Below are 26,729 nucleotides of genomic sequence, written 5' to 3' on the forward strand. Positions count from 1 at the left end.
CGATGAACTGGTACGCTATCTTCGCCATCTATTTCCTGATGTGGGTCATCAGCGCCTTCATCATGCTCCCCTTCGGCATCCGCACCCCCAATGAAACGGGTGAAGTGCTGCTGAAGGGGCAGGCGGATAGCGCGCCCAGCAATTTCCGTCCCGCTGTGGTGATGCTGCGCGCGACCATATTGGCCACGATCCTGTTCGGCCTCTATTATGCCAATTATGTACAGGGCTGGGTGACGCTCGACATGCTGCCCGGCTATCGCGTCACGCGATGAGCGAGGCTGCGGAGCGGATCGTTCGCGCCGCTGCCGTTCACCTGGAATCCTGGGCGCAGATACGCGCCGCGCTCTGGCCGGATGCCAGCGTCGCCGATCATCAGGATGACATTACCGCTATGTTGGCGAATGAGGGCCTGATCGCCTTTGTCGCATTGGACGGGCAGGGCGATGCTATCGCCTTCGTCGAGGCCGCCCTGCGCCATGATTATGTCAATGGCTGCGACACCAGCCCGGTTCTGTTCGTGGAGGGGCTTTATGTGGCGGCAGATGCGCGACGGGGCGGGTTGGCGCGCGCTTTGATCGATGCGGTGGCGGCATGGGGGCAATCCCAGGGCTGCACCGAAATGGCATCTGATGCCGACATCGCCAATCTCTCCAGCCACTGCTTTCACCAGGCCGCCGGTTTCACCGAAACCGAGCGGGTGGTCTATTTTCGCAAAATGATCGGCTGAGCCGCTGCCTTATTGCCGCAACCGCTCGATCGCCTGCGCGAGTGCGACATAGAGTTTGCCCATGTCGGACGAGAGGACGGCGACGCCCAGCGCATTGCCATCGCGCGCCGACAGGATGATCCGCAGCATCGCTTCGAAATCATGGATGTAGCGGTTCACATGATCGCGGAATTCCGCGTCATTATCATAATGGAGTGCGATTTCACGCGACTCGCCGGCATCCAGCAACTTGACCGCGCGGCGAGTGAAGACGCCGCGGTCGCCCTTCAGATAAGCGGCCCAGGCCGAATCGGTCACATCGTTGGACAGTAGCTTGGCGACGTCGATCGCGGTGCTGTTGAGCGATTCGATCAGCAGCGCCGAACGCCGCGCGAAATGGTCGCGGTCGCGGGTTTCGGACGCGCGTTCGGCTTCCTCGATCCGTTGTTCCACGCTGGCGCTGGTGTCGGCGATCGTCAGCAACTGGCGGGTCAGGCGTTCGGATGCCTGATGCGCGGCCTTGACCGCTTCTTCCGCTACGCGTGCGACCTGCTCGATCTGCGCCGTCACCTTTTCGCCGATCACACCTTGCAACGCTTCATCGCTGGCCTGCGCCAGCTGCTGCGCCGCGTCGGGAATGGCACGCCCCAGGGCTTGCCGCGCGCGCTCTGCGGCCTGATCGGCCGTGTCCTTGACCCGCAACAGCGCGGTGACGAGCAGCGGCCCGGCGCCCTCGGTGATGCGGGTCGCATCCTGATGCGCCCCGTCCAGCGTCGTGCGCAGCCGTTCGACCAGTTCGCGATTGGCCTCCAGCCCGCCCTGCGTGCTCTCCAGCCATTCGGTCAGGCGACTGCCTTGGCCGCGCAGCATTTCCTCCGCTTCTTCGGTGCGTCCGACCAGCGCCTCCGAAATGGCTTCCAGCCTTTCCATTTCCGGTGTCGTGCTGCCGAGCAGGGTACGGCTCTGTTGCAGGCGCGCGTCGAACCGTTCCAACGCTGCCGGATAGGTTTCGTCCAGTTCCCGTACGCTCGAATCGAGGGCGACCAGCAGGGTTTCGGCGCACCCGATCAGCTTTTCGGCCGTCATGCCGCCAGCCGCCAGCGCCTTGTCGATGCGCTGCGTTTCCTCCGCCATGCGCGTCAATGCGCCGGTGAGCCGTTCGCCGCGCGCCAGGGCGCTGTCTTCCAGTGCGGCGAAGCGGCCATCCGTGCTGGCGATCGTATCGTTCAGACTGTTGTGCAGGCTCGCCATCAGGCTGCGCTGGCCTTCGATCATTTCGTTGATCTGGTGCAGCCGGCTTTCGACGTCGCCGATCGTATCGCTGAGGCCGGCGACCGTGTCGTCGCCAATCGCCGTCAGGCTCTCGCGTGAGCGGTTGACGAGCGCGTCGAGCGATGCTGCCTGGCTGCTGAGGCCGCCGTCGGTGACGGCCAGTGTCTCCTTCGCCCGTTGCAGCGCGGCGTCGAGGCGACGACGCAGGTCCGTCTCCATCGCTTCCATGTCGCGCTCCAGCACCGCCAGTGCGTCCTCGCTGGCCTGCCCGATGCCTTTTTCGGCAGCGGACACCAGCGTTTCGAGCGCATGGGCGCGCCGGGTCAGCGCTTCATCGGTCGTGGCCATGGCCGCCTGTATCGTCCGCTGGGCATTGTCCAGACGGGTGCGCAGCTCCGCTTCGGCCGCATTCAGATCCTGCGTCAGGGTCTGACGCACCTGCGCGCTCGTGTCCGCAACCCCGGTCTGCGCCGCGTCGATGAGAGCGGTGAGGGCGGCGGCATGGGCTTCGATATCGCCCCGGCTGCGATCCATCGCCTGCCGCGCACCTTGCGCGGTCGCGTCGATCCGGCTCGATGCGATATCGGCCATGCCGGTCACTTCTTCGGAGGCCGAACGGGTGGCTTCCTGCAACTGCGTCAACTGGCTCGCCAGGCTCTTGGTCGCGGCCAGCGTGCGGGCGCGCGCGTCGTCAGACAGTTCGCCCAATGCATGTAGTCGCGCTTCCAGCGTGTCGATCCGTTCGGCCAGCGCATGGCCATTGTCCATCATCTGCGCGGTCATGCGACCGGTGCGATCTTCCAGTTCGGGGATCGATCCGATCAACTGATCCATGCGCGATACCAGCGCCAAGGCGGCCCGCTCGGCGGTTTCGGCCTTGTCGGCGGTTGTCTGGGCGCGGCCGGCGATGAGTTCGGCGGAGGCTTCCATATTGCTGCTGGCAGCTGCGCCATAGCTGTCGAGCAGTTCGGCCTGATCCTGCATCGCCTGTCGCGCATTTTCCAACTGGCTGCTGATCCGGCCAAGCCGCAATTCCAGCAGGTCGGCCTCCGTCCGCAGGGCGCGGGCGGTGTCGAGATAGCGACGCGATTCGGTACGACTGTTGCGGACCAGCAGCAGATAAGCGACGGCCAGCAGAATGAGTGGAATGGCTATGGTGACGATGGCATTGGCCCAGGCGAAGGGCCCTGCGGCCAGATTGCCGGACGTAGCGATGGCCCAACCGGCAAAGCCGACCCAGCCAATTGCCAGCACCAGCAAGGCCCAGCGGAGCCGCTTGACCGTGGTTTCGTCGGCACCTTCTGTCGCTTCGCCCTCGTCTATGTCGAGAACGGCCTGTTTCAAAAGCAAAATATCGTCCATCTGCGACTCGTTGCCGGTCGCGGTTTGTTCGTCTCGCCAGAACTCGACGATGGTGCTGCCCCCTGTCATGTCCTCATCCTAGCATCTTTTCCGGCCGCGGAAATGCCTTGTTACCAAAACTTAACGCAAGCCCGATAGCGTTTGTCCCATGTCCTATGATCCTGGCGCCCTCCATACCGCTCTGGCAGCCGCCGTCGGCGATGATAGCGCGTTGATCGCAGATCTGCGCGTGGCCTTTCTGGAAAGCGCCAACCGGCAGGTCGATTTGCTGGGGCGGGCGCGTCGCGACGCCAATTGGGAATTGGCAGCCTGGCGTTTGAAGGGGCTGGCGGCCAGCTTTGGCCTGACCGCGCTGATCATATTGGCCGACGAAGCCGCAGCAGCGGCACCGGGCGATCCACGCGTGTTACGAAAGTTGCGGGCGGCGTTGCAGGCCCTGGATCAGGCCTGATCGTTTAGGCTTATCGCACCGCTTGCGCGAAACGCGCGCGCTTGCGACAAGGTCGCCGCACAACAATCGGGTCACAAGCGTAACAATATGAGCTTCGCCGCTATTCTCAGCGCCAGCCGGGCATCGGGCGATTCGCCGCCGGGCTTACGTGCGAGCCTTTATTTTGCCGGTCAGACCCTTGTGGAATATCAGGCGCGACAGGCGGCTCAAGCCGGCGCCGACCGTATCATGATAGTGGTGAGCGTCATCACGCCCGCTCTCTCGCAGGCCGTCGATCGGTTGAGTGCCGACGGCATCGCCGTCGCGCTGGTGCGCGACATGGTGTCGATGGTGCGCGATGCGCCCCGTGATAGCGACGTGCTGCTGGTCGCGGACGGCGCGATCGTGTCGCAGGCGCATTTCGATGGCATGGGCGCGGCGGACGGCAATGTCATGCTGGTGACTGATGACAGTCGCGCCAGCACGCCGTTCGAGCGGATCGACGCGGGACAGCGTTGGGCGGGACTGGCGCGAATCAGTCCGGACCTGCTGTTCGGCACGCTCGACATGATCGGCGATTGGGATCTGGCGCTGACGCTGGTGCGGACGGCCGTGCAGAAGGGCGCACGGCGGATCACCGTACCTCAGGACGACCTGCTGGAAGGGCGCGTGGCACTGGTCGAAACGCAGGCGCAGGCCGATCTGGTGGCGCAGGCCGTGACGGCCGTGGGAGCGGTACAGGCGCAGGCGCGGGGTGGGATCGAACATTATCTGCTGGCGCCGGTGGCGCGCATCGTCAGCCCATCGCTGATGCGGATGCAGGTTCCGGCCATGCAGGTCCGGATCGCGGCGATCGCGCTGGGCGCCGTCGCGCTGGTGCCGATCGAACTGGGCTGGCCGCTGACCGGCTTCTTTCTGCTGTTGGTGGCCTTGCTCCTGTCCGAAATCAGCGATCGATTGGGCGATTTGGCCCTACGCGCGCCATTGATGAACTGGCTGGCTTTCTGCGTGCCGGCCATCGTGCTGGCGGGCATGGTTTTTGCCGGTGGTACGACGATGGCGGCCGACCTGGCGTTGCTGCTGGGCATCGTGATGGTGGCCGATCGTTGGGGCAGGACCGGCACGGCGCGGCCGTGGATGATCTTCACGCCCGGCACGGCGCTGTTGCTGCTCATCCTCACCGGCTTTCTAGGATTGATGGTACAGGGTTTCCGCATCGCCATATTGCTGGCGATCGCCTCTATCGCCGCCATGTTGCTACGTCGGCCGGAATGACGATTTTGCCCGGCAGGGTTTAGTGCATTTTAACGACGTGCGATTATTCTGACCGGCATGAGCGTCCATTCGTCCCCTACCGGCATGATCAACGACCGGCCGATGGCGCGCGCCAAGGCAGGATTATCCGCCGTTCCGGTCGGTCATGCCATTGATCTGGCATTCTTCTTCCCCGACGAAGTGCAGTCCAGACCGGACGCGTTGATCGTGGAGACGCGGCGCCATCTGGGCGGCTGCATCGCTGCGATCGAAATGGCCCTGCGCCTGTCGCTGGACCATGCGCCGGACATCGCCGCCGCGCTCGATCATTGGCCGGCGCCGCTCGCCTGGTCGATGATAAGGGCGCAGCCCACATTGCTTGGCTCCGATCTTCTGGCGCATATGCAGATGCGGGCTGGCGTGACGTTGATGCTGCGCCAATTCGGGCAGGCCGATGTCGAACAGTTCGACGAGGGGCAGGGCGACCTCATCCCCGCGACGGACGATCCCGAACTGGGTAGGGCGGTGTCGGCATTGGCTCTGGCCGAAGGGCGCTGGCTGGCTCTGGCCGGCGAGGATGCGCCGATGAAGCCGGACCTGCCGGCCGAACATTTTGCCGATCTGCTCTGGACGGTGGCCGCCTGCCTTCATGTCGTTTCGCAGCGAACCATGGTGGACGGGGGCGATCGGTCGTTGGCGGCCTTCGATCGATCGGGCTGGGCGCTGCTGCGCGATCATGATGAAGCGGCTTGCCCGATTGCCCAGGCCGACAGGTTGGTGCGCGGCATGGGCGAACGCGCGGACGCGCCTGAATTGCTTGGTGCCCTGTTGGGACAACGGCGATTCTTGCTGTTTGCAGCGGTCGCTGCACGGCGGTTGCGGATGGGCAGTCAGCAATTGGTCGCCATGCTGGTCATGGGACCGGTGGCGCAATTGGCCAATCTGTGCCGCGCGCTTGGCGGATCGGCCGCGGACTATCGTATTCTGCTGCTGGCGTTGCGCCCGGTGCGGCCTTTACTCTCGGACGCCGCGATCGTGGCGGAGGCGGAGCGCTATCAGGGTGTGAGCGAGGAACAGGCGGATAGCGCGATCGGCGCCTTGCGCACCTCATCCATATTACGCGCCAAGCTTGATCATCTACGCACGGTGGCCGGCACATGACTATGCCGTCGCGGGCCATCGTCCGAGCTACCCTGTCTGCCGATGGCCGCCTGCTGAGCGCGGATGCCTTGTTGCTGACGCTGCAACAGGAGGCGGGCGCGGATCTGGGGGAGGCCTTTGCGGTGCCGCAACTGGTGGCGATCGCCCGGTTGGCGGCGCGCCTTGGCGTCCTGGTGTCGCGTCCCGTGGTCGCGGCGGCGCAGCGCGGCGATATCGACATGTGGGTGCGGGCCAAGCCGGACGATCAGGGCGTCAGCCTGTCGATCGTGGACTGGCGCGAGCGGCCATCGGCACCCACGCTGCCCGATGACGGCCGGCGCGACGCGGATATCGCGGCGTTGGCGGACGGTTGGACCTGGCAGATCGACACGCAATTGCGGTTTCAGATGGTGCTGGCGGGAGGCGGCGACAGCGGTGCGTTGCCGGCCAATCCGCCAGTGCCGGGCGCGCGTTTTTCCAGCTACTTCCAGCTGGAGGCCGATAGCGATGGCGATATGGCGATGCTGCGCGGCTTTGCCCAGCGCCGCGCTTTTCGCGATCAACAGGCGATATTGGCCAGCGATGGCGAGCAGCGCTTTCGCCTGTCGGCCTTCCCCATGTTCGACCATGCTGGCCAGTTGACGGGGTATCGCGGCACGGCCTTCCCATTGGAAAAGGCGGTGGTGGCACCGTTGGCGGACGAAGCGCCATTATCCATCTATCCGGCAGAGTTCGGGCGCCGGCTTGATCGTTCGCTGCGCCAGCCCTTGGGCCGGATCATCGCCAATGCGGACACGATCAGCGCGCAATTGGAAGGGCCGTTGCGGCCTGACTATGCCGGCTATGCCAATGATATCGCGGCGGCGGGGCGGCATCTGATGGCGTTGGTGGACGATCTGGCCGATTTGCAGGCGATCGATCGACCGGATTTCAGTGTGATTTCCGAAGAGGTAGACCTGGCCGATCTGGGGCGTCGCGCGGCGGGCCTGTTGACGGTAAAGGCGCTGGACCGGCGGATCACCATCGTCGCGCCGCCAGCTGACGCAAGCTTGCTTGCGATCGGAGAGTTTCGGCGCATTTTGCAGATATTGGTCAATTTGATCGGCAATGCCGTCCGCTATTCGCCCGAAGGCACCGAAGTGCGTGTGGCGACCGAATGGGAAAACGGACAGGCGCGAATTGCGGTGATCGATCAAGGGGCGGGCGTAGCGCAGACGGACCGGGAACGCATTTTCGAGAAGTTCGAGCGACTGGGCCGGGACGACGCTAGTGGCAGTGGCCTTGGCCTCTATATTTCCCGTCGCCTCGCGCGCGCGATGAAGGGCGACATTCGCATCGGTGGCGCACCGGGCGAAGGCGCGCGCTTCATCCTCTCCCTGCCGGTCGGCAATTGATATAAAAAAAACGGCGCCCGATCGGGGCGCCGTTCTTTTTTGCGATGGTCTGGCGCTCTTAGCGCTTGTCGACCGATACATAGTCGCGCTGTGTCGGGCCGGTGTACAGCTGACGCGGGCGGCCGATCTTCTGCGCTGGGTCCGAAATCATTTCGTTCCACTGCGCGACCCAGCCCACGGTGCGGGCGAGGGCGAAGAGCACGGTGAACATTTCGGTCGGGAAGCCGATAGCCGACAGGATGACGCCCGAGTAGAAATCGACGTTCGGGTACAGCTTCTTCTCGACGAAATAGGGATCGTTGAGCGCGATCTGCTCCAGTTCCTTGGCGACGTCGAAGACCGGGTCGTTGACGCCCAGCTTTTCCAGAACATCCTTCGCGGTCTTCTGCATCACGGTCGCGCGCGGATCGTAATTCTTATACACGCGATGGCCAAAGCCCATCAGGCGGAACGGATCGTCCTTGTTCTTGGCACGGGCGATATATTCCGGGATGCGATCGACGGTGCCGATTTCGCGCAGCATGTTGAGCGCGGCTTCGTTCGCGCCGCCATGTGCCGGACCCCACAGGCAGGCGATGCCGGCCGCGATGCAGGCGAACGGATTGGCGCCCGACGAACCGGCGAGACGCACGGTCGAGGTCGAGGCATTCTGTTCATGGTCGGCGTGCAGGATGAAGATCTTGTCCATCGCGTCCACGATCACCGGATCGGGGATATAATCTTCCGCCGGGACCGAGAAAGTCATGCGCAGGAAGTTGGCGGTGTAGGACAGGTCGTTGCGCGGATAGACGAAGGGCTGACCGACGCTGTATTTGTAAGCCATGGCAGCGATCGTCGGCATCTTGGCGATCAGGCGATGGCTGGCGATGCGGCGCTGTTCCGGATCGTTGATCTCGGTCGAGTCGTGATAGAAGGCCGACAGGGCGCCGACGACGCCGACCATGATGGCCATCGGATGCGCATCGCGGCGGAAACCGCGGAAGAACGCGCTCAACTGCTCATGCACCATGGTGTGGCGCGTGATGGTGTTGGTGAAGTCGTCCAGTTCGGCCTTAGACGGCAATTCGCCGTTCAGCAGCAGGTAGCAGACTTCCATGAAGCTGGATTCTTCGGCCAGCTGGCCGATCGGATAACCACGGTGGAGCAGGATGCCCTGGTCGCCGTCGATATAGGTGAGGCCCGATTCACAGCTGGCGGTCGAGGTGAAACCCGGATCGTAGGTGAACATGCCGGTATTGGCGTAGAGCTTGCGAACGTCGATGACCTGCGGACCAACGGTGCCATCCATGATGGCGTAGTCCTTGGCGTCTCCCCCAACGGTCAGGTTGGCTGTGTTATCCGACATATTTTTCTCCTTGTACGTCATCAACCGGCCGCTGCGTGCCCTGCGGCGGCCAGTCGTTCCAAGCTCGCCTCTTTCCCCAGAAGGAAGAGGACATCAAAAATGCCTGGCGAGGTCGTGCGGCCGGTGAGCGCCGCACGAAGCGGTTGCGCCACCTTGCCCAATCCCAGGCCGGCATCCTCTGCCACGCGGCGTATCACGTCTTCGATCGCTTCGACCGTCCAGGACTGGACGGGCTGGAGAGCGTCGGCTGTCTTGTCGAGCAGCGCGCGCGCGGAGTCGTCTAGCAGAGCAGTGGCCTTCTCGTCAAAATCGAGCGGGCAACTTTTGAACAGGAATTCTGCTCCCTCGGCAATTTCGTTAAGGTTCTTGGCCCGGGGCTTCAGCGATGCCATCGCCTGGGTCAGAAGCGCTAGATTGGTATCCGATATAGCGATTTCAAGGCGCTGTTCGACCCGTGGCGCGACGAGTTTTGCAAGGCGCGCATCGTCGGCTTCGCGGATATAATGGCCGTTCAGATTTTCCAGCTTCTTGATGTCGAAGCGTGAGGGCGAACGGCCGACACCATCGATATCGAACAGTTCGATCGCGCGGGCGATCGTGATGATTTCCTCGTCGCCATGGCCCCAGCCCAGGCGCAGCAGATAGTTCAGCACCGCTTCGGGCAGCATCCCCATCTCGTCGCGATAGGCGTCGACGCCGAGCGCACCGTGGCGCTTCGACAGTTTCGCGCCGTCCGACCCGTGGATCAACGGGATATGGGCGTAGATCGGCTCTTCCCAGCCCATCGCCTTGATGATGCTGAGTTGGCGGAAGGCATTGTTGAGATGATCGTCGCCGCGAATGACATGGGTGACGCCCATGTCATGATCGTCGACAACGACGGCCAGCATGTAAGTGGGCGTGCCGTCCGAACGCAGCAGGATCATGTCGTCCAGCTCGGCATTCTGCACGACGACGCGGCCCTGCACGGCATCCTCGATCACGGTTTCGCCGGTCCGGGGCGCCTTGATACGGATGACGAAGGGCGCACCTTCCGGCGCTTCTTCGGGCGAGCGGTCGCGCCAGCGGCCGTCATAGCGCATCGGCTGCTTGGCGGCGCGCTGCTGTTCGCGCAGTTCCGCCAGTTCCTCGGGCGTGGCGTAGCAGCGATAGGCATGGCCGGCGGCGAGCAGCTGGTCGGCGACTTCGGCATGGCGTGGGGTGCGTTCGAACTGGAACACGGCCGGCTCGTCACCGCCCAGGCCCAGCCATTCCAGACCGTCGAAAATGGCGGCCACGGCTTCCTCTGTGGAACGGGCCCGATCGGTATCTTCGACGCGGAGCAGGAACTTGCCGCCATGGTGGCGCGCGAACAGCCAGTTGAAGAGGGCGGTGCGGGCGCCGCCAATGTGGAGGAACCCCGTTGGGGACGGGGCGAAACGGGTCACCACCTGCTTGTTCATTCCCGTTGCACTTACCGTCATATTCTTCGACATTCGCCTTAGCAGATCCATGGATGCGACGCCCCCTAGCATGGCTTTTGAGCCACGACAAACCTCCCTTGGTCGGAGGGCGGCGGGACTGTCCCGAAGCGGGCTGGGAGCGATGGAAAGCTGGCTGGAACAGGAGCGAGAACAGATCGGCCTGTGGGTGCCGATCGCGCTGGGCAGCGGCATCGCGGCCTGGTTCATCCTGCCTCATGCGATGGCCTGGCTGGCTTTTTGCTGTGGCGCATTATCGCTGGCCTGCATCGGCATGATGCTGCCGGACGGCGGGCGATTGCGGCGCATGCTTGTCGCCGGCGCAATATTGGCTTGCATGGGCTGCCTGCTGGTGTGGGGCAAGGCGACGTTGCTCGGGCAGCCGCCCCTGACGCGGGCGCGCTTCGTGCAGATGACGGGCGATGTGACAGCGGTGCGGCCGGTGCCTGCGCAGGCGATGGTGCGAGTGATGATCCGGCCAGTCGATACGCCGGACCTGCCGGCTGTGGTGCGGGTCAATATCGCCGATGCCGATGTGCCGGTGGGATTGGGGGAGGGCGCTCGGATTCGCTTTCGCGTGCGGTTGATGCCCCCTGCGCCGCCGAGCGTGCCGGGAGGCTATGATTTTGCCGCGCGGGCCTATTTTCAGGGCATCGGCGCGACGGGCAAGGCGCTGAAGCCTGTTGAGGTGTTGACCCCGTCGACTGCGGCCCCGCCGCTGCGGTCACGTCTGTTCGGCCATATATTGGAACGGGTCGACGGGCCGGCGGAGGGGATTGCGGTAGCGCTCGCCACCGGGGATCAGGGCGCCATTCCGGAGGCGGATGCGGAAGCGATGCGGCGCAGCGGGCTGGCGCACCTGTTGTCGATTAGCGGGCTGCATGTGACGGCGCTGATCGGCGCGGTGATTTTCCTGCTGATGCGGGTGATGGCGCTTAGCCAGCGAGCGGCACTGGGCTGGCCATTGATGCTGATCGCGGCGGCGGGCGGCGCGCTGGCGGGGATCGGCTATACGTTACTGACCGGAGCGGAGGTGCCGACGGTGCGGTCCTGCGTCGCGGCGTTGCTGGTGCTGGGCGGACTGGCGATGGGGCGGGATGCGGTGACGCTGCGGCTGGTGGCGACCGGTGCACTGGTGGTGTTGCTTTTGTGGCCGGAGGCGTTGGCAGGGCCGAGTTTCCAGATGAGTTTTGCGGCGGTGACGGCGTTGGTGGCGCTGGCGGAGCATCCCCGTTTTCGAGCCTTTGCCGCTGCGCGGGATGAAGGGCGATTGCGCAAGCTGGGGCGAAATCTGGCCGTGATGCTGGCGACCGGCATTGCTGTCGAACTGGTGTTGATGCCGATCGCGCTGTTTCATTTCCACAAAGCGGGATTGCTGGGCGCCTTCGCCAATCTGATCGCCATTCCGCTCACCACCTTCGTCGTCATGCCGTTGGAGGCGTTGGCGCTGCTGCTGGATGTGGCCGGACTAGGGGCGCCGGCCTGGTGGCTGACCGAGCAGTCGTTGAATTTCCTGCTGTTGCTGGCCCATGGCGTCGCGACCAGTCCCATGGCGAGCCTGCTGGCGCCGACCATGGGCATGGGGTTGTTCGGCATCGCCATGATCGGCCTGCTCTGGTGCCTGCTCTGGCGAACGCGCTGGCGCTGGCTGGGGCTTCCGCCGGTCCTGATCGCTGTGGCAGTGACCTTTGCCGCAACGCCACCGGATATTCTGGTGACCGGCGACGGTCGCCATGTGGCGGTGCGGACCGGAAAGGGCATGGCGATATTGCGCGATCGGGCGGGGGATTATGTGCGTGACGTCCTGTCCGAAAGCGCTGGCTATGATGGCGAACTGGTGGCGATCGCCGACTTGCCGGAGGCGCGTTGTTCCGTCGATCTTTGTGCTGTCCGCCTAAAGGACGGCAAGGGGCGCACTTGGAGGCTACTGTTCACGCGCAGCGATGTGCTGATCGCGCGGCATGATTTCGCGCGAGATTGCGCGGCGGCGGATATCGTCGTCAGCGATCGCGGGCTGCCGCGCTGGTGCCGGCCGCGCTGGATGAAGATAGACCGCCGGTTGCTGGCGCGCACCGGCGGTCTGTCGATCGGTCTGGAAAAGGGCGAAGTTCACACCGTCCATCGGCCGGGCGACGCCCATCCCTGGATCAGTCGCCCAAGGCCCCGACCAAGAGCCGCGGCCCCTTAATTATAGCGGCGCAACAGCCCCGCCAGCTTGCCCTGGATGCGGACCTGCCGTGAATCGTAGATTTGCGGCTCATAGGCGCTGTTCGCCGGGTCGAGACGCACGCGGCCGCCGTCGCGGCGGAAATATTTGAGCGTCGCTTCCGCTTCGTCGATCAGGGCGACGACGATCTGGCCTTCTCGCGCGACATCTGTGCGCTGGATCAGCGCGAAGTCGCCGTCGAGAATGCCGGCTTCCATCATCGAGTCGCCTGAGACTTCCAGCGCATAATGATCGCCAGCGCCTAGCAGAGCGGCAGGGACGGAGAGCATGGCCTGCCCCTCCATCGCCTCGATCGGAACACCCGCCGCGATCCGGCCGTGCATCGGGATTTCGATCACGTCATTGGCCGCGATCGGCAGGAGGGGCGGCGGCGTCACCAGCTTGGGCTTGGGCGGCACGATCGGCGTGGGCGCGCGGTGCATCGCGTCGGGAAGCTTCAACACTTCCAACGCGCGGGCGCGATTGGGCAGGCGGCGGATGAAGCCGCGCTCCTCCAGCGCATTGATCAGACGATGGATGCCGGACTTGGATCGCAGGTCCAGCGCGTCCTTCATTTCCTCGAACGAAGGCGACACGCCGCCTTCGTCCAATCGGGTCTGAATGAAGCTCAGCAATTCCTGCTGCTTGGGCGTCAACATTGCGGTCCTCCGTGGAACGTATGAGGAACGCATAGGAAACAGATGAAGGTTAGTCAAGCGTTCCGCGCATCAAAGCGGCAGGATGGTCACGCGTGTTCCGGGCGTGGCAGGGGGCGATCCGGCCGGGCGCAGGATCAGGCAGTCGGCCTTGGCCATGGCGGCGGTCGCGGCGCTGTCCTGCGACGTGACGGAGACGATGCCGTCGGGCGCGCGCCAGGCGCGCAGATAATCGTCGCGATCCCCGGTCTGCGGCAGGGCGGAGGCGAGTGTGGCATCGCTCGTCAATGGCAGCGGATCGTGCGCGCCGCTGATATGACGGACGAGCGGCAACAGAAAGAGCGTCGCCGTGACGAAAGCGGAGACGGGATTGCCAGGCAGGCCGAGGAACAGTGCGTTGCCAAGCTTTCCCGCCATCAGCGGCTTGCCGGGACGCATCCGTATCTTCCAGAAATCGAGCGTGCCGCCTGCCTGGAGAAAGGCAGGTCGGACGAGGTCATGATCGCCCACCGAAGCGCCGCCGGTCGACACGATGATGTCGGCGTCGCTGGCACGATCCAGCGCGGTGACCATCGCATCAAGATCGTCCGGCACGATGCCGAGGTCTATGACGTCGCAGGGCAGGGCGGCGAGCAGGGCCGCCAGCATCGGCGCATTGGAGGAGGGCAGCAGGCCAGCGGGCGTCGGCGTACCGGGCGGCACCAGTTCGTTGCCGGTGGACAAGATGGCGATCCGGGGACGGCGGGTGACCGGCACGGTGCCATGGCCACCCAGCACAGCGAGGGCGACCTGCGCCGGGCCGAGGCGGCTGCCGGCATCCAGCAGGATCGCATTTTGCGCGAAGTCGGAGGCGGTCGGGCGGACATGGCGGCCGGGCATCAGCGGGTCGGCGCTGGCAGTCAGGCGATCGCCTTCGCGGGTCGCATTTTCCTGGATCAATATCGCGTCGGCACCGGGCGGCAGCGGCGCGCCGGTGAAGATGCGGCTGGCCTCACCCGGTCCCAACGCGGGTTGAAGGCCAGTTCCTGCCGCGCTTTCGGCGGTGACGCGCCAGGGACCGGGCATTTCGCTCGCGCGGACCGCATAGCCATCCATTGCCGACAGATCGGCCCAGGGCTGGTCACGCAGGGCGGCAATATCCTGCGACAGCCAGCGGCCGACGGCTTGCGCAATCGGAACGGTTTCCACCGGCAGCCGGTCGGCCAGCGCGAACAGGCGAGCCTGCGCTTCTGCGACCGGCAACAGGCTCATGGGACGCGGCGCCAGTCGCCGGACTTGCCGCCGGTCTTGGATTCAAGCTGGACCGCGCCGATGACCATCGCCTTGTCCAGCGCCTTGGCCATGTCGTAGATGGTGAGCAGCGCCACCGAGGCAGCGGTCAGCGCTTCCATCTCCACGCCGGTCTGGCCGGCGGTCCGGGCGGTGGCGGTCACGGTGACGCCGCTATCGTCAGGCAAGAAATCGACCGTCACGGCGCTGAGCGCGATCGGGTGGCAGAGCGGGATGAGGTCGGCCGTCTTCTTCGCCGCCATGATGCCGGCGACCCGCGCCACGGCAAGGACGTCGCCTTTCTTGACCAGCCCATCGGCGATGGCCTTGGCAGCGTTCGCGCTCATATCGATGCGGCCGGAGGCGACGGCTTCGCGTGCCGTCACCGCTTTTGCCCCGACATCGACCATGCGCGCCGCGCCATCATCGTCCAGATGGGTGAGGCCGGTCATGCCCCGGTGAGCAAATTATGGGTCGCGGCCTCCACATCGGCCTGCCGCATCAGCGTTTCGCCGACCAGGAAGCAGCGCACGCCGTGGTCGGCCATGGCAAGGAGGTCGGCATGGCTGCCAAGACCGCTTTCGGCGACGAAGGTGCAGCCTTCTGGCGCCTTGCCCACCAGTTCATAGGTGCGGGCGAAGTCGACCGAGAAATCGCGCAGGTCGCGATTATTGACACCGATCAGACGCGAGCGCAGCTTCAGCGACCGCTCCAGTTCCGCTTCGTCATGCACTTCGATCAGGGCGTCCATGCCCAAGCCAAGGGCGGCGTCCTCGATTTCCTGCATCTGGCCATCGTCCAGCGCGGCGACGATGATGAGGATGGCGTCCGCGCCCAGCGAGCGGCTTTCGAGCACCTGCCAGGGATCGACCAGGAAATCCTTGCGCAATACGGGGATGGCGCAGGCCGACCGGGCGGCCATCAGATAATCGTCATGCCCCTGAAAATAAGGCTCGTCGGTCAGGACCGACAGGCAGGCCGCGCCGCCTGCCGCATAGGCCTGCGCATGGGCGGGGGGATCGAAGTCCGCGCGGATCAGACCCTTGGATGGGCTGGCTTTCTTGATTTCGGCGATCAGGCCGAAGCCGGCGCGTGCTGCATCGTCCAGCGCTTTGCGGAAACCGCGTGGCGGGGTCTGCTCGCTGGCGCGGGCGTGTAATGCGGCGATGCTGGTCGCTGCCCGGCGGCGTGCGACATCCTCGCGCTTGAAATCGCAGATTTCGATCAGCTTGTTGGTCATTGATAGGCAATCCAGCAATTGAGCAAGGCGTTGGCAAGGCCACGGTCGATGGTTTCGGCCGCTTCCTCCACGCCCTCGCGCAGATCGGTTGCGGCGTCGGCGACGACAAGGGCGGCGGCGGCATTTAGCAGCACCGCGTCGCGATAGGGGCCTTCCTCGCCTTGCAGCAGGGCGCGGAGAGCAGCGGCATTATGGGTTGCGTCGCCGCCGCGGATCGCATCGACCGGATGGGTGGAGAGGCCAAGTTCTGCGGCAGTCAGGCGGCGCATGGCGACCAGCCCGTTGCCGGTGACTTCGGCGATATCGTTGCCGCCGGCCAGCGACAGTTCGTCCAGCCCTTCGTCGCCCGACACGATCATCGCCCGGTCCGCACCCAGTTCCGCCAGCGCTTCGGCATAGATGGGAACATAGGCCGGACGTGCGATGCCGACCAGTTGGCGGCGGACATTGGCCGGATTGGCGAGCGGCCCCATCAGGTTGAAGATGGTGCGTTCGCCGATCGCCTTGCGGATCGGGCCGAGGCGTTTGAGTGCCGGGTGGTAATTTTGCGCGAAGAGGAAGCAGATGCCGAGATCGGCAAGGGTGGCTTCGGCGGTCGCGGCGGCCTTGTCCAGGTTCAGGCCCAGCGCCTCCAGCGTGTCGGCGGCGCCGGCTTTCGAAGAGGCGGCGCGGTTGCCATGTTTGGCGACCGGCACGCCGGCGGCTGCGACAACGAGTGAGACAGCGGTGGAGACGTTGAGCGTATGGTGCCCGTCGCCCCCGGTGCCGCACACGTCGATCGCGCCAGCCGGTGCGCTGACCGGGATCATGCGGGCGCGCATGGCGCGGGCGGCGGCGGCGATTTCGGTCGCCGTCTCGCCGCGCCGGGCCATGGTGACGAGGAAATCGGCAATGGCCTCGTCGCTCAGGTCAGCGTCGAACAGCAGGTCGAAAGCCTGAGCGGCGGTATCGGCCGACAGCGGCGTAGTAGGATCGGGCAGGCTGGTCATCGCATCCGCCTTAGTCGGCAGGGGGGCGGTGAGTCGAGGGGGCGTCGATCCTTAACTTCGCACTTTTCCCGCCGATCTTGACATTACGTTTCCTATTCCGGACATATTCGCAAAGCGGCTATGCGCAATTTAGTCCTTTCGTGCTGGATAGGACAGAGGTTCGGCGAAGCCATCAAGCGCCTGTTCGGCCGTGACCTGGATCACGGTATCGCGGCCGGGGCCAAGCAGATAGTCGTTGGCTTGAACGCAGACATAGGGACGGTCCGGCAGATTGTCCGCATCGCGCATCACGACCGGCCATTTGCCGGCGCAATCGGACGTTCGGCATCGGCAGACTATGGCTTGCGACGGATCGGCCTCGACTGCGTCCAGCCGTTCGACGAAAATCCGCTCCGGATGATGTGCTTCCGGTATCTTTGCGAAAGCGGATCGCGGGGCGATCAGGCGGGAGAATTTGCGTCGGGCGTCTTTCTGCTGCCGGGGTGCGATGCCGTCGGGTTCGCTGAGACGGAGGAAAGCGGCCTTGTCGCGCGTAGCCAGGGCTGCGAACAGGGTGTGCGCCGCACTGCGCATGGCGGGCAGCTTGTTCGAATGAACGGGGGCTTCGACGATGCCGCGCCGCTCCGCCGGGACTTCGGCTTCCGTCAGGCGAACGGGCCGTGTTGTGTCGATCGGGCGTATCGCGGACGGCGCGATATAGGTGGCGAGCGAGGTGTGGCAGTAGCCCGATACCATGATGATCCGGTCGGGTTGGTCCGCCGACATTTCCGCCACCACATCATGCGCGGCCCGGCAACTGCCGACCCGGCCAATGACATCCACCATCATCGGGCGATTGCGGGGCAGGCGCGGCGCCTTGCGGTCAGGAAACATGATGATGGATCGGCGAGCATCCTCTCCAAGGGGCGTGTCGTCGTCCGTCAGTGCCTGCCGGTCGGCATAGAGTTGGCTGTCGATGCCCAATCCCCGCACGCGCACGCATTTGCCCGCCCATATCGAATAGTCGGCCTGTATGGCCTCTATGCTGGTGGCGGTGGCGTTCGCAGTCGTGCAGCGCTGTTCGGATCGGGCTGGCGCGGCCGGCGCCCATGCAACCAAGGCGGCGAACAGGATCATACATCCGGTTCGTCCACTCATGTCCATGATCAGGCCGCTTCGCGTTCCCGCACCGGCAGGCCGGCGATCGCCATAAAATTGGCCAGCATGTCGTGGCCATATTCGGTGGCGATGCTTTCTGGGTGGAACTGCACCGAATGGATCGGCAGGGTCGCGTGGCGGAAGCCCATGACGGAGCCGTCCGCGCTGGTGGCGTTGACGACCAGGTCGGCCGGAATATCCTCCACGATCAGCGAGTGATAGCGGGTTGCGGTGAAGGGCGAGGGAAGCCCTGAGAACAGACCGGTACCGTCATGGGTGACGGGCGATGTCTTGCCGTGCATCAGGCCGCCACGCACCACCTTGCCACCGAAATGCTGACCGATGGACTGATGGCCCAGGCACACGCCTAGCAGCGGCGCACCAGCATCGGCGCAGGCCGCGACGAGGTCCAGGCTGACGCCCGCTTCATTGGGGGTGCACGGACCGGGCGAAAGCAGGAACGCCTTCGCGCCGCTGGACAGGGCCTGGCCCGCCGAAATGGCGTCGTTGCGGACGACCTCTACCTCAGCGCCCAACTCCATCAGATAATGGACCAGGTTCCAGGTGAAGCTGTCATAATTGTCGATGACGAGGATCATGCGCAGAGCCTTAGCGCGGGATGCGCGCGGGGGGAAGTGGGCAGCGATAGAGAGCGGTTGGGCGATTATCTGCCTTGCCCATTGGCATCCTCAGCAGAGGCTTTGTCCTGCTCGCCAAGTCCATGGCTTGAAAAAGCCTTCGTTTGCGCCCATATGGGTCGGGCCGGGTTCGCCCGGCTATGGTGATAAAGTGTGTCGTATAATAGACGCAGCGGACCCGGGGGCAGTACCCGGCGGTTCCACCACATGTCCCGTGACGGCCCAGCCGGAACGGGGTGTCTGATGGGGCCGAACTAGGATCGACGTGTGTTCAAAGGCGATATTTTTACCCGGCCCGTGTAAGCCGTTAAACTGTGCAAAACTCACAAGTGCCAACGATAACGAAGCACTCGCCATTGCAGCGTAATTGAGGGCCTCACGGCCTGACATTACTCTAAAATAGCGCGGTTGAACCCACCGGGCAACAGAAGGGAATTCAGCGGTTTCCAGGGCGCCGGGCAACAGAAGTCCCTGGACCTTCCTTTCATCGTCATGATCGATGTCGTCCGACCGGGCGATGATGGCGCTTGTTTCGTGGTTCGTTTGATTCGAATCGGGCGCGGCTAACCTGTTTTTTCAATTACGATTTTATGACAGTATGAAGTAAAATTCATATCACACTGATTTTAAAGCAAAGAAACTTGTTTCCCTATAGATCATGCTATCTTGTTCCGATGTCATCTAAATGAAATACGTCTGGCTATGTTAGGAAGTTTTTTCGAGGAGATCGGGACATGAAGAAGGCCGCTATCATGATGGGTCTGGCGCTGGCGGCTATGACGCCCGGCATGGCCCAGGCGGCGCCCGAGGAGATGGTCGTGGTCGGCGCGCCGGATGGCACGCTGGCGGCGACTGCGCTCCAGGCCGGCCGCTTCGTGGATGCGCAACGCAAGCTGGCGTCGATGCCGGTCTATGGCGAGAATGATCCCGCCCGCCTCATCAACCTCGGCAATGCCTATGCCGGCCTTGGCAAGATGGCACAGGCACGCGAAGCCTATCGCTCCGCCCGTTTCGCGCCGGAAGTAACGCTGGTGCTGGCCAACGGTAACGAAGAATCGTCGCGCGATGTGGCGGTGCGGGCGTTGAGCCGTCTCAACCCCAGCTATGCGATGAACTGATCGGGGCGAGCCGGAACAAGGCAGCAAGGGGTAGGGAGCAGGGGCGTCGTCCGGCAAGGACGGCGCCCCTTCGCTTAGAATGTGATGACTGCACCTTGATTGGAAAGCAAAACGGCCGGGTTTCCCCGGCCGTTCGCTTGTCTGCGATGTGGTGACGATCAGAGCGCGCCGCGTTGAATTGACGCTAGTCGCGCGCTCTGAATTTTTACTGTCGCATCGTTTTGAGCGGAAAACCGGTTCCCACTTTTCCGCACGATGCTTCAGAAGGCCACGGTCATCGATGCGGCGATGGTGGTGCCGATCTTGTACCGGTTATAATAGACCTTGTTGTCGCCGGCCTGTTGGAACTCCTGGAACTTGCGGCCTAGGATGTTGCGGGCCTCCAGCTTGAATTCGCTGTTGATCCCGCCGGGCAGCTTCACACCCTGACGCGCGACGAAGTCCAGCTGGATACCCGGCTTTTCCTTGATGTCGGGCTGAAGGTTCGGACCGCGGCTGGTGACGCGCGGGCTGGCATAGGTCAGCAACAGCGTCTGCTGCGACAGCTTTTCCGTATCTTCCAGACCCAGCTGCAGGTTGACCAGATGGTCCGACTGACCCGTCAGCGGCACGCCGTTCAGGAAATAGTCCGACGCGGCAGGCAGGTCGCCGGTGGTGTAAGTATAGGGGATGGTCGTGTCCCCATCCTTCACCTTCAGCTTCGACTGGGTGTAGGTATAGTTGCCGATCAGCGCGACGCGACGGTTGGCGAAGAAGTCGCCGTCCGACAGGCCGTCGAGCGGGACATATTTCTGCGCTTCCAGTTCGAAACCGTAGAGCGACGCTTCCGGTGCGTTGGCGAAGCTGGTCGTCACCGCATAGGTATCGTTGATCGTGGTGAAGGTTTCGATCGGATTGTCGATCTTCTTGTAGAAGGCCGCCACGATCAGTCGTTCGTCACGCCCCATATACCATTCGGCGCGAATGTCCGCGTTCCACAGCTGGCTGTCCTTCAGGAAGGGGTTGCCGCGGAAGAAACGGTTGGATTCGGTGTCGAGATAGGGCTGGGCGATCAGCTCGCGGAATTGCGGGCGAGCGATGGTCTTGGACGCGCTAGCCCGGAACTGCACACCCTTGGCCGCTTCGACCGTCACGGTCAGGGCAGGGAGCCAATAGTCCTTCTTGATCTGATTGAACGGGGTGACGCCGGTATTGTAGACGTCCACGCCGGTGACGGACTGGTCGCCCTTTTCATAACGGACGCCCGCATTGAAGCTGAGGCCCGGAACGATCTGCGCCTGCACCTGCGCATAGCCGGCATGAACGCGCATGGCGGCGTCATAGACCGGATAATTGCCCGAAAATTCCAGCAGGCTGATGTCGTACAGCTGGATCGTGGCATCCGACGTCAGATAGTCGGGGCGCAACTGCTGCACGGCGAGCGGCAGGTTGGTGGCGTCATAGTGCAGTTCGTAGCGCGACGAGGTGCGCTTCGTGTCGGTGAAGGCATAGCCCGCCGTGACGGTGAAGTCGGGCGAGAATTTGTAGCTGAGGTCAGCGCCGGCCGACCAGAGATCTTCGTTGAGATCGCTGAACGTGACCGAGGCGTCGCCGCGCTGGCGGTTCAAGGCGTTGATGAAGCGATTGCCGACCGGATCTTCGGCCAGGGCGCGATTGGTGCGCACATAGACGAATTCGCGTTCATAGGGCGCTTCACGCTGCGAGTTGGAGAAGCCACCACGCACGTCCAGGCTGAGCGCGTCGCTCAGCTTGAATTCGCCCACCAGATGCGTGTCGATCAACTGACGTTCATACCAGGCGGTATTTTGCGTCATATAATCGGCGCCCTGGATCTGGCCGTCATTCTGGCCGACCGACAACGCGCTGCGCTTCAATGTGTCGCGGATGTAGAGGTTGGTCCAGCGCAGCTTCTGCTGCCCAAACTCCAGCCCGATGCCCAGCAGGGCGTTGACCGTGACTTCATTGTCGGTGCTGATCTGCTGCGTATTCTTGCCCGCGCCTTCGGCCGGGTTGAGCGACGCCTGCTGCAACGTGTCGCGCGTGCGCCACTTGTTGCTGTAGGAGCCGGTCGCGATGATGCCCAGGCGACCGTCGCTGCCGACATCGACCGCCGTGCCGGCATTGATCGATCCGGAGAAGTTGAAGGGCAGGCTGTTGGTGCGCTGAAGCAGGGTGGTGTCGGCGTTCAGAAACTGCATCGCGATGTTGCGCAGGTCGGCGCGCGGCATGTTCGGGAAGGGCTTGCCGCTCTTGATCGCTTCCTGCAGCAGCGGCGGAACGTCGCGCGAGCTGTCGTCGAAGCCGGTCCAGTCGGACTTGGCGCCATAATGGGTATAGCCCATCTGGCCGGAGGTTTCGGTGTTGGCCGAGCTGCCGACGCCGAGTTCCAGATAGGATTCGGTCGGGATCGCCTTGGTCGTCAGGTTGATGACGCCGCCGCCGAATTCACCGGGGAAGTTGGCCGAGAAGCTCTTTTGCACCAGGGTCGATGCGATGACGCTGGTCGGGAAGATGTCCAGCGGAACGACGCGCTTGAGCGGTTCCGGGCTGGGCAGGGGCGAGCCGTTCAAAAGGGCGAGCGAATAGCGATCGCCAAGGCCGCGGACATAGACATAGCCGCCCGACACGACCGACAGGCCGGTCACGCGCTGGAGCGATCCGGCGATGTCGCCTTCGCCCGTACGTTTGATGTCGGCGGCGGACAGGACGTTCACCACCTGCGGCGCTGCCTGCGAAATATTGGCGGTGCGGCGGCCGGTGACGACGATGTCAGCGCCCGGGATCGACACGTCGACATTGCCCTCTTGCGCGTCGGCCTCATCGGCGGCGCTGGGCGTGGTCGTCATGCCGGCGTCACCAGCTTGAGTCGGGTTGGTCTGCGCCATCGCCATCGGGGCGACCAGCGCGGTGGAAATCAGGAGCAGGCGCGCCAGGCTGAGCGGCTTCGACATGCTATTCGTCCCCCTTGGGAAAATTCGGTGCAAAAGGATGCGGGCAAAAGAAGGCGGGGAAGCGTAGATTACGCTCCCCCGCCCCTGTTGAGGTCAGGTGCCGATCAGCGGGGGATGACGGTGCAATTGCCGCTGGTCGAACCGAAGCTGGCGGTCGCCGAGTTGCAGGTCCAGCCAGCGTACCAGGTATCGGCGCTGTCCTTCACCGCACCGATATAGTTGGTGGTGGCGAAGTTGGTGTCGATGGTCTTGGGATCGATGGCGGTACGAGCGGTTTCGGTCGGGCCGTTGATGAACAGGCTGGTCAGCGACGGGGTGTAGCTGATGGTGCTGTTCGCGCCGGCTTCGAAGATCGACTGTACGGTGGCGGCGTCGACGCCGCGGCTGCCCTTGTACGGCGTGCTGTTGCACTGCATCACGACGGAGATGTAGCGCGGCTTGCCGGCGTCCTGAAGCGCCGTGTCGGCGTCGCGGACGGTCGGCGTGCTGTCGATGCGCAGGCAGCTCTGGGTCGGGCTGACGATGATGCCGTTCACCAGCGCCAGGTCGGCGCCGCCGCGCAGCAGCATGGCCGCACCGTTCGAACCGGTGGTCGCACGGTTGATGGCGGTGAAGTTGGCAACCTTGAGGTACTGACGCGGCAGGGCGTCTTCGCTGGCGTTGCTGTTGGTGCCGCCATTCGAGTCGGTTTCGAGGAAACCGTCGCCGATGTCGTTGTTCGCGCGCTGGATGCTCAGCAGGAACTGGACGGTGCCGCGATAGCCCATGTCGGTGTCGAGGTTATCGTCTTCGTTGCCGGTCAGGACCAGATAGCGCGGGTGAACCGAACCACCGAAGATTTCGATGCCGTCGTCCGAGCTGTTATGGACCTGGATATGGTCAAGCACGGTGCCGGTGCCGACGCCCGAGGGGGTCAGGCCCTGCAATTCGCTCGAACCCGAAAGGACGAAGCCCGAATAGCGGATCTGGACGTAGGACATGCGACCCGAATTGTCGGTGTCGTCAGCGCCGCCATACAGCGCGCCGCTGGCGCCTTCGGTGTCGCGTTCGCACGCCGTGGTGCCGGGTGCGGCGGCCGGGGCGAGACAGTCGGTGATCTTCGCACGGCCGAGCAGCACGACGCCGCCCCACTGGCCCGACGACTGGTCGGTGCTGGTGCCCAGGACGTTTTCACGGCTGGTGAACACGATCGGCTGGGTCGCGGTGCCGACGGCGTTGATGCGGTTACCGCGGTTGACGGCCAGGAAGGTGTTGCCGGTGCCGGCGAAGATGGTGACGCCCGGATCGATCGTCAGCGTGACGTTGTTGCCGGTGCTGGTCGCGCCCTGATCGGTGCCGACATCGACGCGGCCAGGCATCGAGTAGATGACGCCGGTCTGCTTCGAAATGGCCGTCGATGCGGTGAAACGCGCCGGGAAGGCGCAGTTGCGCCAGGTGTTGGTGCCGTCCGTGATCGTGCCTGCGTCGGTCAGCTGCACCGAACCTGCGATGGTCGGGCAGTTGGCTGCCGGCGTCACGGCCGTGGGGGTCGGCGTCGGGGTGGGCGTGGGGGTCGGCGTCGGCGTAGGGGTCGGCGTGGGGAGGACGATCGTGCCTTCGCCGGGCGAAGCGATGTCGTCGGCGCCGCAGGCGCTCAGGCCCACGCAGGCGCAGCCCGCCATCAGGATCGTTTGGATACGGTTAATCTTGGCCATGTCGTCTCCGCTCCGGTCTTGCCGGGATGGTTGAAGTGCGGAGCGCAGGGGAATTTCGATTCGGACAACGCCCCCTGTCGCCCTCGGATCGGGCAATTAGGCGCGCCAGATGACATGGTGATGCTGGTTCTGTGACATTGCCAAGACTGTCATGTGACAATTCAGGGACTCTCGTGGCATTTCCATGAATGGTGCGGCCATGATAAAGGACATGTTCATCGCGGGGGCGTCGAGAGGAAGCTGGATTTGCAAGCGGAAATCGAACTCAAGCTGGAACTGTCTGCGCAAGCGGCTGAAATCTTTGCGCAATGGCCGCCCTTGCTGGGGTTGGACGGCGAGACGGCGACATTGCATGCCACCTATTTCGACACGCCCGATCATCGGTTGGCCCATCAGGGCGTGAGCCTGCGCATTCGCCGATCGGGGCGGCGGCGCATCCAGACGGTCAAGGCGAATGGACGTGGCGGGGCTGGGCTGTTCGCGCGGGATGAGTGGGAAAGGCCCGTGCGTGGCGATACGCCGGTGCTGGATGAAGGCAATCCGGTGGCGGCGCTGCTGGGCGATGCGGTGGCCGATGTCGTGCCGGTCTTTGCGGTGATCGTGGAGCGGCGGACTTGGCTGGTGCCGCAGGATGGCGCGCTGATCGAACTGGTTCTGGACCGTGGCGTGGTGCGGGCTGGCGATCGGGAGGAGCCGATCTGCGAAATCGAACTGGAGTTGAAAAGCGGTGCGCCGGCGACCTTGTTCGCGCTGGCGCGGCGGATCGACGCGGATGTGCCGGTGCGGACCGGGGTGTTGAGCAAGTCGGAGCGTGGCTATCGACTGACCAAGGCCTTGCCCAAGGCGCACAAGGCGGAACCGATACGGCTCGATCCCGATGCGACGACCGGCGATGCCCTTGGGCGGATCGTGGCGCTATGCCTGCGCCATTATCGGTTGAACGAGGCGCTGCTGCTGGAAGGCTATGTGCCCGCCGCGCTGCATCAGGCGCGGGTTGCGATCCGCCGGTTGCGCACGGCGTTGAGCGTGTTCGGGCCGCTCCTGCGAGCGGAGGAGGTGGCGGGGTTCCAGGGCGAGTTGCGCTGGCTGGCGCATGTGCTGGGCGAGGCGCGCGATCTGGACGTGCTGTCGGTCGATGATGCGGCCGGGCATGCGGTGTTGGAAGCGGCGAGGACGCAGGCGCATGCACGCGTGCGGCAATGGCTGGGCTCGGCGCGGGTGCGCATGTTGATGCTCGACCTGACGCAATGGCTGGCGGATGGCGCGGGTCTGGGCGACGAAGCCGCGCAGCCTATCGCACCCTTTGCGGCGGATCGGCTGCGCAAACGCCGCAAGCGCGTCGCCAAAGGCGGCAAGCATATGAAGCGGCTGAGCGACGAGGCGCGGCATGCCGTGCGAAAGGATGCGAAGAAGCTGCGCTATGCTTCTGAATATTTTGGCGATCTTTTTCCCGTCAAGACGGCGCGGCGGTACAAGCGCTTCATTGGGAAGCTGGAAGCGATGCAGGACAGGCTGGGCAAGCTCAACGATCTGGTGACGGCCCCCGCCACGCTGGCGCGGATCGGGCTGGCGAGGGAGGCGGACATGGCGGACAAGCCGAAACTGCTCCGCGCTGCGGCGAAGGCGCATGGCAAGTTGGTGGAGGCTCAGACTTTCTGGGCTTGATTACCCCCAAGTGCGTTCCCGATACCATTTGGTGATGACGTGTTTCACGCCGGTTCGCACCTTCATGCCATGATGGATGCTGGCGGGATTGGGTTCGCCTGAACTCAGGCGATTATTCCATATCAGCAATTTGCCCGTTTCGGGCTGGACCGTCTTGCCGATCTTCGTGAAACGGGTGGCGCCGCCGGCGGCCGGTTCGTTCAAATAGATCATCAGCGTCCAGGTGCGGTTGCCCGCGACCGAGCAATAGCGCGTATAATCCGCGCCCTTGGGGTCGAAATAATCGGTATGCGCCTTGAATTCCTGCCCGACATCATAGCGCTGACCCTGGATCGGTTCGCCATGGGCCGTGGCGATGCCGGCAAAGGCGTCCAGCCGCGCATTGATCGCGGCGACGAAGGTATCGGCATGGTCGAGGTCGCAGGTTTCGCTGGTGCGGAAATAACCGTCGCCATTGGCGTCCGCGATGGTCGAAGGGCGGCGGCTGGCGTCGATCCGCTCGACCAGCGCGGCACAATCCTGCACATTCAGAAAATCGCGCTGGATGAACAGCGTCAATTCCTTGCTCGGCACGCGCTGGATGCGGGGGTGGGACGCGATCCAGGCAGGGTCGGCATCGATATTCAACGGGGCGTCGATCTGGTTCGTCATGGGCGATCCGAAAAGGCGAAGATGATGGAAAGACGTCGCCACGCCTATCTTCCGTCGTTGAAAATGCAAGTCGCGGGACACCGCTATTACGCCATGTCATATATCAGTCATATAACTGTCATTCTGGAGTAAGATCACCCGCCTAGCTGGCC

Annotated in this window: 22 protein-coding genes and 1 other RNA gene; 10 read left to right on the top strand and 13 right to left on the bottom strand. The window is 64.1% G+C overall.

Annotated elements, in window-relative coordinates:
- Positions 1-2 precede the first annotated feature (2 nt).
- Both F4U94_RS07540 and aac(6') read left to right on the top strand, forming a co-directional pair.
- Positions 3-272, top strand: coding sequence for a DUF1467 family protein (locus F4U94_RS07540; protein ID WP_120250210.1), 270 nt, complete (start codon positions 3-5; stop codon positions 270-272).
- The gene (aac(6'), locus tag F4U94_RS07545) at positions 269-727 is read left to right on the top strand and encodes an aminoglycoside 6'-N-acetyltransferase (protein ID WP_120250209.1); all 459 of its coding nucleotides are present in this window, start codon (positions 269-271) and stop codon (positions 725-727) included. Before F4U94_RS07540 ends, aac(6') begins: the two co-directional genes overlap by 4 nt.
- A gap of 9 nt (positions 728-736) precedes the next feature.
- Here aac(6') and F4U94_RS07550 read toward each other — a convergent pair whose 3' ends face one another.
- On the bottom strand, positions 737-3,409 hold the full coding sequence (locus F4U94_RS07550) for a coiled-coil domain-containing protein (RefSeq protein WP_120250208.1): 2,673 nt from the start codon (positions 3,407-3,409) through the stop codon (positions 737-739).
- Between the two features lie 79 nt (positions 3,410-3,488).
- Between F4U94_RS07550 and F4U94_RS07555 the strand changes: the two genes are divergently transcribed.
- The 4 genes from F4U94_RS07555 (at position 3,489) to F4U94_RS07570 (ending at position 7,558) form a co-directional block, all read left to right on the top strand.
- Positions 3,489-3,791, top strand: a complete 303-nt coding sequence (locus F4U94_RS07555) for an Hpt domain-containing protein (RefSeq protein ID WP_120250207.1) — start codon at positions 3,489-3,491, stop codon at positions 3,789-3,791.
- An 87-nt stretch (positions 3,792-3,878) separates the two neighbouring features.
- On the top strand, positions 3,879-5,045 hold the full coding sequence (locus F4U94_RS07560) for a hypothetical protein (protein ID WP_120250206.1): 1,167 nt from the start codon (positions 3,879-3,881) through the stop codon (positions 5,043-5,045).
- A 57-nt stretch (positions 5,046-5,102) separates the two neighbouring features.
- A complete protein-coding gene (locus F4U94_RS07565) occupies positions 5,103-6,185 on the top strand; it encodes a hypothetical protein (protein ID WP_120250205.1) in 1,083 nt (360 codons plus the stop codon).
- A complete protein-coding gene (locus F4U94_RS07570) occupies positions 6,182-7,558 on the top strand; it encodes a sensor histidine kinase (protein WP_120250204.1) in 1,377 nt (458 codons plus the stop codon). Before F4U94_RS07565 ends, F4U94_RS07570 begins: the two co-directional genes overlap by 4 nt.
- A 58-nt stretch (positions 7,559-7,616) precedes the next feature.
- On the opposite strand, the gene gltA is transcribed toward F4U94_RS07570, so the two are convergent.
- Complete coding sequence (gltA, locus tag F4U94_RS07575) at positions 7,617-8,903, bottom strand: citrate synthase (protein WP_120252067.1); 1,287 nt, start codon at positions 8,901-8,903, stop codon at positions 7,617-7,619.
- Positions 8,904-8,923: 20 nt separating this feature from the next.
- On the bottom strand, positions 8,924-10,345 hold the full coding sequence (gene gltX / locus F4U94_RS07580; RefSeq protein WP_120250203.1) for a glutamate--tRNA ligase: 1,422 nt from the start codon (positions 10,343-10,345) through the stop codon (positions 8,924-8,926).
- 142 nt (positions 10,346-10,487) lie between these two features.
- Between gltX and F4U94_RS07585 the strand changes: the two genes are divergently transcribed.
- The gene (locus tag F4U94_RS07585; RefSeq protein ID WP_232015960.1) at positions 10,488-12,551 is read left to right on the top strand and encodes a ComEC/Rec2 family competence protein; all 2,064 of its coding nucleotides are present in this window, start codon (positions 10,488-10,490) and stop codon (positions 12,549-12,551) included.
- On the opposite strand, the gene lexA is transcribed toward F4U94_RS07585, so the two are convergent.
- The 7 genes from lexA to F4U94_RS07620 form a co-directional block, all read right to left on the bottom strand.
- Positions 12,548-13,228, bottom strand: a complete 681-nt coding sequence (lexA, locus tag F4U94_RS07590) for a transcriptional repressor LexA (RefSeq protein ID WP_120250202.1) — start codon at positions 13,226-13,228, stop codon at positions 12,548-12,550. The two genes, F4U94_RS07585 and lexA, sit on opposite strands and share 4 nt — an antisense overlap.
- 69 nt (positions 13,229-13,297) lie before the next feature.
- Positions 13,298-14,476 (bottom strand): molybdopterin molybdotransferase MoeA, encoded by a 1,179-nt coding sequence (locus F4U94_RS07595; RefSeq protein ID WP_120250201.1) that lies wholly within the window; start codon positions 14,474-14,476, stop codon positions 13,298-13,300.
- The gene (moaC, locus tag F4U94_RS07600; protein WP_120250200.1) at positions 14,473-14,946 is read right to left on the bottom strand and encodes a cyclic pyranopterin monophosphate synthase MoaC; all 474 of its coding nucleotides are present in this window, start codon (positions 14,944-14,946) and stop codon (positions 14,473-14,475) included. Before moaC ends, F4U94_RS07595 begins: the two co-directional genes overlap by 4 nt.
- Complete coding sequence (gene trpC, locus F4U94_RS07605; protein ID WP_120250199.1) at positions 14,943-15,734, bottom strand: indole-3-glycerol phosphate synthase TrpC; 792 nt, start codon at positions 15,732-15,734, stop codon at positions 14,943-14,945. Before trpC ends, moaC begins: the two co-directional genes overlap by 4 nt.
- Entirely contained in the window at positions 15,731-16,723 is a 993-nt protein-coding gene (trpD, locus tag F4U94_RS07610; RefSeq protein WP_120250198.1) for an anthranilate phosphoribosyltransferase, read from the bottom strand. Before trpD ends, trpC begins: the two co-directional genes overlap by 4 nt.
- Before the next feature lie 129 nt (positions 16,724-16,852).
- On the bottom strand, positions 16,853-17,839 hold the full coding sequence (locus tag F4U94_RS07615) for a hypothetical protein (RefSeq protein WP_120250197.1): 987 nt from the start codon (positions 17,837-17,839) through the stop codon (positions 16,853-16,855).
- Positions 17,840-17,868: 29 nt separating this feature from the next.
- Positions 17,869-18,459 carry an anthranilate synthase component II gene (locus F4U94_RS07620; protein ID WP_120250196.1) on the bottom strand — a complete coding sequence of 197 codons (591 nt, stop codon included), beginning with the start codon at positions 18,457-18,459 and terminating at the stop codon, positions 17,869-17,871.
- Between the two features lie 123 nt (positions 18,460-18,582).
- On the opposite strand from F4U94_RS07620, the gene ssrA reads away from it, so the two are divergent.
- Together ssrA and F4U94_RS07630 are read left to right on the top strand one after the other, a co-directional pair.
- Positions 18,583-18,937: a transfer-messenger RNA gene (gene ssrA / locus F4U94_RS07625) on the top strand.
- 295 nt (positions 18,938-19,232) lie between these two features.
- Positions 19,233-19,616 (top strand): tetratricopeptide repeat protein, encoded by a 384-nt coding sequence (locus F4U94_RS07630; protein ID WP_120250195.1) that lies wholly within the window; start codon positions 19,233-19,235, stop codon positions 19,614-19,616.
- A gap of 260 nt (positions 19,617-19,876) precedes the next feature.
- On the opposite strand, the gene F4U94_RS07635 is transcribed toward F4U94_RS07630, so the two are convergent.
- A complete protein-coding gene (locus F4U94_RS07635) occupies positions 19,877-22,567 on the bottom strand; it encodes a TonB-dependent receptor domain-containing protein (RefSeq protein ID WP_150411882.1) in 2,691 nt (896 codons plus the stop codon).
- Between the two features lie 104 nt (positions 22,568-22,671).
- Positions 22,672-24,261 (bottom strand): hypothetical protein, encoded by a 1,590-nt coding sequence (locus F4U94_RS07640; protein ID WP_170271917.1) that lies wholly within the window; start codon positions 24,259-24,261, stop codon positions 22,672-22,674.
- 246 nt (positions 24,262-24,507) lie between these two features.
- Between F4U94_RS07640 and F4U94_RS07650 the strand changes: the two genes are divergently transcribed.
- A complete protein-coding gene (locus tag F4U94_RS07650; protein WP_150411883.1) occupies positions 24,508-25,926 on the top strand; it encodes a CYTH and CHAD domain-containing protein in 1,419 nt (472 codons plus the stop codon).
- On the opposite strand, the gene F4U94_RS07655 is transcribed toward F4U94_RS07650, so the two are convergent.
- Entirely contained in the window at positions 25,927-26,577 is a 651-nt protein-coding gene (locus tag F4U94_RS07655; protein WP_120250190.1) for a prolyl hydroxylase family protein, read from the bottom strand.
- Positions 26,578-26,729 lie beyond the last annotated feature (152 nt).

The organism is Sphingobium limneticum (assembly GCF_008710155.1).
Lineage (GTDB): Bacteria > Pseudomonadota > Alphaproteobacteria > Sphingomonadales > Sphingomonadaceae > Sphingobium > Sphingobium limneticum.